The organism is Streptomyces sp. AB3(2024), from assembly GCF_041862025.1.
GTDB lineage: Bacteria > Actinomycetota > Actinomycetes > Streptomycetales > Streptomycetaceae > Streptomyces.
In genome coordinates, this window is record NZ_JBGWAB010000114.1 from 20,498 (window position 1) to 27,667 (window position 7,170).

The window sequence follows — 7,170 nt, forward strand, 5'->3', positions numbered from 1 at the left end:
TAAAGCGGGATACCGTCGCGCATGTTTTCGAACAAGCAGTCTACGAACATGCGCACTTCACGGACCGGGACCTCCAACGTCCTTGAAGCGAAGGGCGGTTCGACCAGCCGGCGCACCCTCCTGCGCACCGCCGCGGCCGGGACGGCGGCCGCCGGGTCCGTCCTCGCCCTCGGCTCCGCCTTCCCCGCCACCGCCGCACCCGCCGGCCCTCCGGCCGGAGCCGGGCCGGCCACCCCGGAGCAGGCCCTGCGCGAGCTGGCGGCCGGCAACCGGCGCTGGCGCACGTACCGTCAGGAGCACCCGAACGAGTGCCCGTCGACCCGGCTCCGGCTGGCCAAGGGGCAGCAGCCCTTCGCCATCGTGCTGGGCTGCGTGGACTCCCGCGTCCCGCCGGAGCTCGTCTTCGACCAGGGGCTCGGCGACCTGCTGACCGTCCGCTCGGCGGGCGAGGTGCTCGACGAGGCGGTGCTCGGCAGCGTCGCCTACGGGGTCCTGGAACTCTCGATCCCCCTGGTGCTCGTCCTCGGACACCAGTCCTGCGGGGCGGTCGGCGCTGCGGTCCACGCCGACGAGACCGGCGACCGGCTGCCCACGCACATCCAGTACCTGGCCGACCAGATACGCCCGGCGATCGACCGGAGCCGGCAGGGCGAGGCCCGCGTCAGCGCCACCATCGACGCCCATGCCCGCCGCACCCGCGACCGGCTCGCCGCCGAACCCGACCTGGCCCGCGCCATATCCGCCGGGAAACTGGCCGTGGCCGCCGCCCGCTACGAACTGACCGACCAGCGGGTGCGCACCCTCACCTGACGGACACCACCCCGGACCACCCGGGGCCGGGCGGGGAGCCCGGCCCCGCGGCCGGTCCCGGGCGCGGACCGCCGTGCAGAATCGAACAGTGATCACGACCGAACCCGAAGCGGACCCCTTCGACGCCCACCGAAGGCTCCTGTTCGCCACCGCCTACCGCATGCTCGGCACCGTCGGCGACGCGGAGGACATCGTCCAGGACACCTGGCTGGCCTGGAACAAGGCCGACCGGTCCGAGGTCCGGCACCCCAAGGCGTACCTCGTGCGCACGGTGACCAACCTCTCGCTCAACCGCCTGACCTCCGCCCGCGCCACGCGCGAGGAATACGTCGGCCCCTGGCTCCCCGAGCCCCTGCTCACCACCCCGGACGTCGCGCAGGAACGCGAACGCGCCGAGGACGTGTCCACGGCGATGCTGGTCGTCCTGGAGAGCCTCACCCCCGTGGAGCGCGCCGTGTTCGTGCTGCGCGAGGCCTTCGGCTACGCGCACGCCGAGATCGCCGGTTTCCTGGACCGCCCGGAGCCGACGGTCCGCCAGATCGCGCACCGGGCGCGCAAGCACGTCGCGGAGCGGCGCACCGTCTACGACACCGACGACGCGCGGCGCGAGGAGGTCACGGCCCGCTTCCTGAGCGCCTGCGCCGGAGGCGACCTCAACGCCGTGCTGGAACTCCTCGCCCCCGACGTCACCGCGTGGTCGGACGGCGGCGGCAAGGTCAGCGCCGCCAGGCGGCCGCTGTACGGGGCCGACCACGTCGGCCGCTTCCTGATCGGGGTGATCGCCAAGGCCGCGCGGGACGCCGTGGACGTCCTCCCCGTTCCCGCCCCCGCCGTCATCAACGGCGAGCTCGGCCTCCTCATCCTGGCGGGCGACACCCCGGTCGGCGCGATCACCTACGACCTGGAGGACGGCCTGATGCGCAACCTCCGCTTCCAGATCAACCCCGACAAGCTGGCCGGCCTGCACCGCCGGGACGACCGTGACACCAATCGGTGAAACGCTCCGGACCCATTCGTACACGCTCCCGAGCAAGCGGCGGAACATTCTTGTGGCCATTGCGTCGGGAGCCTTAGCTTCGAATCGTCCCGACCGGGAGACGAAAAGAATCCGGTGGACCCGGGCGGCACATTCCCGAACGGTTTCCATCGGAATTTCACATGACCCTGCATGGAGGAATCGTGAGCGACATTCAGAAGGCCGACCAGGCGACCACCTCGGACGAGTTCGACGCCGAGGTCACCGATGAGGACCTGGAGGCCGTCTCGGGTGGTCTGGAGCGCATCTGACGTCCGTCCCGGCAGGGCGCCGGCCGCGGTCGCCGGCCCCCGGCCCCCGTCCACAAGGAGGACCGTGTGCCGAAGCTGCCGAGTGATCTGGAGCGCGAGTTCCAGGGGCTGCGCGGGCGCGTCACGCGCAAGGCGTCGACCGCCTGGTTCCGGGAGAAGCGCCGGGAGATCGAGGACCTGGCTCCGTACGACCCCCGCCGCGGGCGCGAGCGCCTCGACCGCCTGCTGGCCACCGCCGCGCAACAGGTCCCGTACTACCGAGCCGTTCGCGACCGCGAGCGCCCGGGCCTGGGAGACTTCCCGCCGACGCGCAAGAACGACCTGCGCGAGCACTTCGTCGACTTCATCAGCCGCGACGGGACGGGCCGCATGGCCCCCGGCGCGTTCTTCCTCACCCAGACCAGCGGCAGCACCGGACAGCCCGTCACGCTGCTGTCCACCGCGGAGACCGGCGGACTGTCGAACAGGGTGATCCGCGAGCGGTTCAGCGCCCACCTCGGCCTGCCCGACAGCGGCACCGTCCTCAACGTGGGACTGCTCTTCCCCGGCACCCCGCTCTTCGAACCGGTGATGCTGCCGCGCCCCTACGTCAAGTGCAACCTGCGCGGCTACGACCCCGAGGCGCCCGACATCGTCGCCGACTACGAGGCCGTGGTCGGCAGCTTCCCGGTCGACGAGATCACCGGCTCGTCCAGCCGCGTCGTCGCCCTGGCCCGGTACTGCCTGGGCCGCGGCATCGCCCTGCGCCCCCGTGGCGTCGTCGCCACGTACGAGCACATGCCCGACAGCGGCCGCCGTATCGTCGAGGAGGCGTTCGGCCGTCCGGTGACCATGCTCTACGCGACGTCGGAGACCGGATACGCGGCCTTCGAATGCGAGCGGCGGCGCATGCACTTCCAGGACGACCTCGTCCTGCCCGAGATCGAGCCGGTCGGCGCCGACGGGGCGGGCGAGATCGTCCTGACCGCCCTGCTCTCCACCCCCATGCCGATCATCCGTTACGTGACGGGCGACCTCGCGCCCCGGCCCGTCGCCTGCGGGTGCGGCCTGCCCGGCACCGTGACCGACGGTCTGCTGGGCCGGGCCCGCACCAGCCTGGTCGGTCGCGACGGATCGGCCTACTCGCCCTACGCGCTGCTGGCCGCGCTGGCCGCCGCCGGGCTGCCGGACTTCCAGGTCGTGCAGCACGAACCCGGCACCCTCGACCTCGTGACCGCCGGCCCGGTCGAGGCCGCCGCGGCCTGCGTACGGGACATCAACGCCCGTCTCGACGCGCACTTCGGTGCCCGGCGCGGCTTCCGCCTGTGCCACCGCCCGCACCACGGCTTCCAGCTCACCGCCCGGGGCAAGCGCAACCCCGTGGTCCAGCGGCTGCGGCCGCCGGACACCCCTGAACGCTCGGCATACCTGTGACACCGCGGGGCGACGCTCCGGCCATCAGGGCCGAACCGCTCGGCGAGTCGGTCCCCTTCGCGCACGAAGGGCCGACCAACGGTGGCGGCGTCATCCTCCCCGGGCAGACGAACGACTTCTCCAGGTGGGTGACGAGAGAACAGATGCGCAGTGCCGTGGAAAGCGGCGGTCCCACCGCGCTCTGGTACTACAGCGGCACCTACGGGGGGAAGTCGGTCGAGGGGGCGGCCAAGGCCACGGCCGAGAAGTACGGCGGGCGGACGATGATGATGCTGATCGAAGACCTCGATCTGCCCACCCCGTTCTACTCCGACTACTCGGAAAGGGCCGCGGCCTTCTGGCGACGCGCTTCGGTGGGGTTCTCCGAAGCCGCACGGGGTGAGGTGCGGATCATCTTCGGTGACGCCGTCAGGAGGGGGAACACCTGGCAGCGGGTGGAGTGCCCGACGCTCATGGCGAACCCGCGCGTCACGGCCGTCCTGTGGGCCCCACCCGGCGGCCTGTTCCGGAAGCTGCTCGACGGCGGGCAGTCCGATCCCCGCTGCCAACTGCCCGACGAAGTCGCCGTCGAGGAGCCCCCGCCCCACCGCCCGGCGGGGCCGCCGACCGGACGCCCGTCCCGCCGGGGGACGAACGCGCGGAACGTCCCGTCACGTACGCACCGGGAAACCACCTTGTGACGACCGGCCCGCCCGAGGGCCGTTCGACGAAGAAATCTGGAGGGCCGTGTTGAATCCGCCGAGTGACCTCGCCCACGACGTCCGGGAGATGCGTGAGCGGATGGCGCGCAAGACGTCATCCTCCTGGTTCCGGGAGAAACGCCGGGAGATAACGGACCTGACCGCGTACGACCAGGACCGGGGCGCCGAGCGACTGGGCCGGCTGCTGGCCACCGCCCGGGAACGGGTGCCCCGGTACCGCGCGCTGCGCGACCGGGAGCAGGTGGGTCTGAGCGACTTCCCGCTGACCCGCAAGAGCGATCTGCGGGCCCACTTCCTCGACTCCATCAGCCGTGACGCGACCGGCCTGATGGAGCCCGGCCGCTTCTTCCTCACCCAGACCAGCGGCAGCACCGGCCAGCCGGTCGCCCTGCTCTCCACCGCGGAGACCGGCGGTCTGTCGAACGACGTGATCCGGGAGCGGTTCAGCGCCCACCTCGGCCTCCCGGACAGCGGAACGGTCCTCAACGTGGGACTGCTCTTCGGGGGCACACCGCTGCTCGAACCGGTGATGCTGCCGCGCCCCTACGTCAAGTGCAACCTCGGCGGTTTCGACCCCGACGCACCCGACATCGTCGCCGACTACGAGGCCGTGGTGGGCCGGCTCCCCGTCGACCTGGTCACCGGTACGTCGAGCCGGGTGATCGCACTGGCGCGCTACTGCGCCGAACGGGGCCTCCGGCTCCGGCCGCAGGGCGTCGTCGCCACCTACGAGCACATGCCCGACAGCGGTCGGCGCCTGGTCGAGGAGACCTTCGACTGCCGGGTGACGATGCTCTACGCCACCTCGGAAACCGGCTACGCGGCCTGGGAGTGCCGGGGCGGACGGATGCACTTCCAGGACGACTTCGTCCTGCCGGAGATCACCCCGGCGGGAGACGAGGAGACGGGCGAGATCGTCCTCACCCAACTGCTCTCCACCCCCATGCCGGTGATCCGCTACGTCACGGGCGATCTGGCACCCCGGCCCACCACCTGTGACTGCGGACTCCCGGGGACGGTGACCGACGGTCTGCTCGGCCGTTCCGGGAGCAGCCTGGTCGGGGCCGACGGGGCGGCGTACTCGCCGTACGCGCTGCTGGCCGCGCTCTGCGCCGCAGGGCTGCCGGACTTCCAGGTGGTGCAGCACGAACCCGGGCTGCTCGACCTCGTCACGGTCGGAGCCCCGGACGACGCGGCGGCGACGGCGCGGTCGGTGAACTCGCGGCTCGGCGAGCACTTCGGGCCCGGCCGGGGTTTCCGCCTCCGCCACCGGCCGGAGGGCGCCTTCGTGCTCACCGCGGGCGGCAAGCGCAACCCGGTGGTCCAGCGTCTGGAGGTCGCGCAGGCCCCGGAACGCACCAGGTACATCCACTCCTGAAGGACGGGCCGGCCGGCGACGGCCACCCGACACCACCGGCCGCACCGGCCCCGACCCGGCCCGCCCCGAGCGGTCGCCGCCAAAGAAGACCCGGAGGTCCCCCGTGACAGGTGCGCGCAGTGTCCCGCGGCAGCCGAAGCCGCTCGCCAACGGCACCGACCACATCGAGCACCTGCAACAGGCGCTCGTCCTGCTGGACGTCGAGAGGCTGCGGGTGTGGGGGAGCGAGCTGGCCCTACGGCTCGGGCGCGGCGGGCGCCTGCTGGCGGCCGGCAATGGCGGTTCGGCCGCCGAGGCCCAGCACCTCACGTCGGAGCTGGTCGGGCGGCTCCGGGACGACCGTCAGCCGCTGTCGGCGATCGCCCTGCACGCCGACACCTCGGCGGTCACGGCCATCGGCAACGACTACGGTTACGACGAGGTCTTCGCCCGCCAGGTCCGGGCCCACGGCCGACCCGGCGACGTCCTGCTGCTGCTGTCGACCTCCGGTCGCAGCGGGAACGTGCTGCGGGCCGCCGAGGCCGCCCACGAGAGGGGCATGACGGTCTGGGCCCTCACCGGCACGGAGCCGAACCCGCTCACCGGACTCGCCGACGAGTCGGTCCGCGCCCACGGTCCCACCGCGACCGTCCAGGAATGCCACCTGGTGGCCGTGCACATCCTCTGCGCCAGTGTCGACATCGCGCTCGGCGTCTGCCCGGCGGCGACCCCCGAGGGGGACACGCCCACGGAGCCGGGCGGGCTGGTCGTGGTGGGCGACGCGCTCCTGGACCGGGACCTGGTGGGCACGGTGGACAGGGTCTCCCCGGAGGCACCGGTCGTCGTCGTCGACCACGTCGAGGTCCGCTCCCGGCCCGGCGGTGCCGGGCTCGCCGCCCTGCTCGCCGCGCGCGGCGCACGGCCGGTCACCCTGGTGACGGCCTTGTCCGACGACCAGGAAGGCCGGGACCTCGGAGGGCTGCTGCGGGACGCCGGGATCCGGGTGATCGACCTCGGGCTCGCCGGGCCGACCCCGGTGAAGAGCCGGGTCCGCGCCGACGGCCGGACGGTGCTCATGTTCAGCCAGGCCCCCGAGGCCGTGCCCGGACCGCGCCGCGCCCTCACCGAAGGGGAGCGCGCGCTGGTGGCCGGCGCGAGCGCCGTTCTGGTCTCGGACTACGGGCGCGGGCTGACCGGGGACGCCTCCGTCCGGGAGGCCCTCGCCGCCGCCGCTCCCGCGACGCCGATGGTCTGGGACCCGCACCCGCGCGGTGCCCGACCCGTCCCCGGTGTCCGGCTGGTCACCCCGAACCGTGCGGAGGCGAGCCGTTTCGCGCTCGGCGTCGCGGGCGCGGACCTGGGGGCGGACATCGAGCGGGGCCGGCAGCTCGTCGACCTCTGGCAGGCCGTCGGCGTCGCCGTCACCCGGGGAGCGGACGGCGCCCTCCTGCTGGATTCGGCGAAGTCCTCACCCCTCGCCGTTCCCGGGCGGCGTGTCGCGGGGGCGGACACGTGCGGAGCCGGTGACTGCTTCGCCGCGTCGGCCACCGCGCTGCTCGCGGGCGGCGCGCTGCTCTCGGAGGCGGTGACCGGCGCCGTCCG

Annotated in this window: 6 protein-coding genes; all 6 read left to right on the top strand. The window is 73.2% G+C overall.

Going from position 1 to position 7,170, the window contains the following annotated elements:
- Nucleotides 1-48 precede the first annotated feature (48 nt).
- Entirely contained in the window at nt 49-810 is a 762-nt protein-coding gene (locus ACEPPI_RS31780) for a carbonic anhydrase (RefSeq protein WP_373918714.1), read from the top strand.
- Nucleotides 811-898: 88 nt separating this feature from the next.
- The gene (locus ACEPPI_RS31785; protein WP_373918715.1) at nt 899-1,807 is read left to right on the top strand and encodes an RNA polymerase sigma-70 factor; all 909 of its coding nucleotides are present in this window, start codon (nt 899-901) and stop codon (nt 1,805-1,807) included.
- Nucleotides 1,808-2,163: 356 nt separating this feature from the next.
- Nucleotides 2,164-3,510, top strand: a complete 1,347-nt coding sequence (locus ACEPPI_RS31790; protein ID WP_373918716.1) for a hypothetical protein — start codon at nt 2,164-2,166, stop codon at nt 3,508-3,510.
- On the top strand, nt 3,507-4,190 hold the full coding sequence (locus ACEPPI_RS31795; protein ID WP_373918717.1) for a hypothetical protein: 684 nt from the start codon (nt 3,507-3,509) through the stop codon (nt 4,188-4,190). Before ACEPPI_RS31790 ends, ACEPPI_RS31795 begins: the two co-directional genes overlap by 4 nt.
- Nucleotides 4,191-4,239: 49 nt before the next feature.
- On the top strand, nt 4,240-5,589 hold the full coding sequence (locus tag ACEPPI_RS31800) for a phenylacetate--CoA ligase family protein (RefSeq protein WP_373918718.1): 1,350 nt from the start codon (nt 4,240-4,242) through the stop codon (nt 5,587-5,589).
- 103 nt (nt 5,590-5,692) lie between these two features.
- On the top strand, nt 5,693-7,170 hold a 1,478-nt coding region (locus ACEPPI_RS31805), incomplete at its 3' end, for a PfkB family carbohydrate kinase (protein ID WP_373918719.1).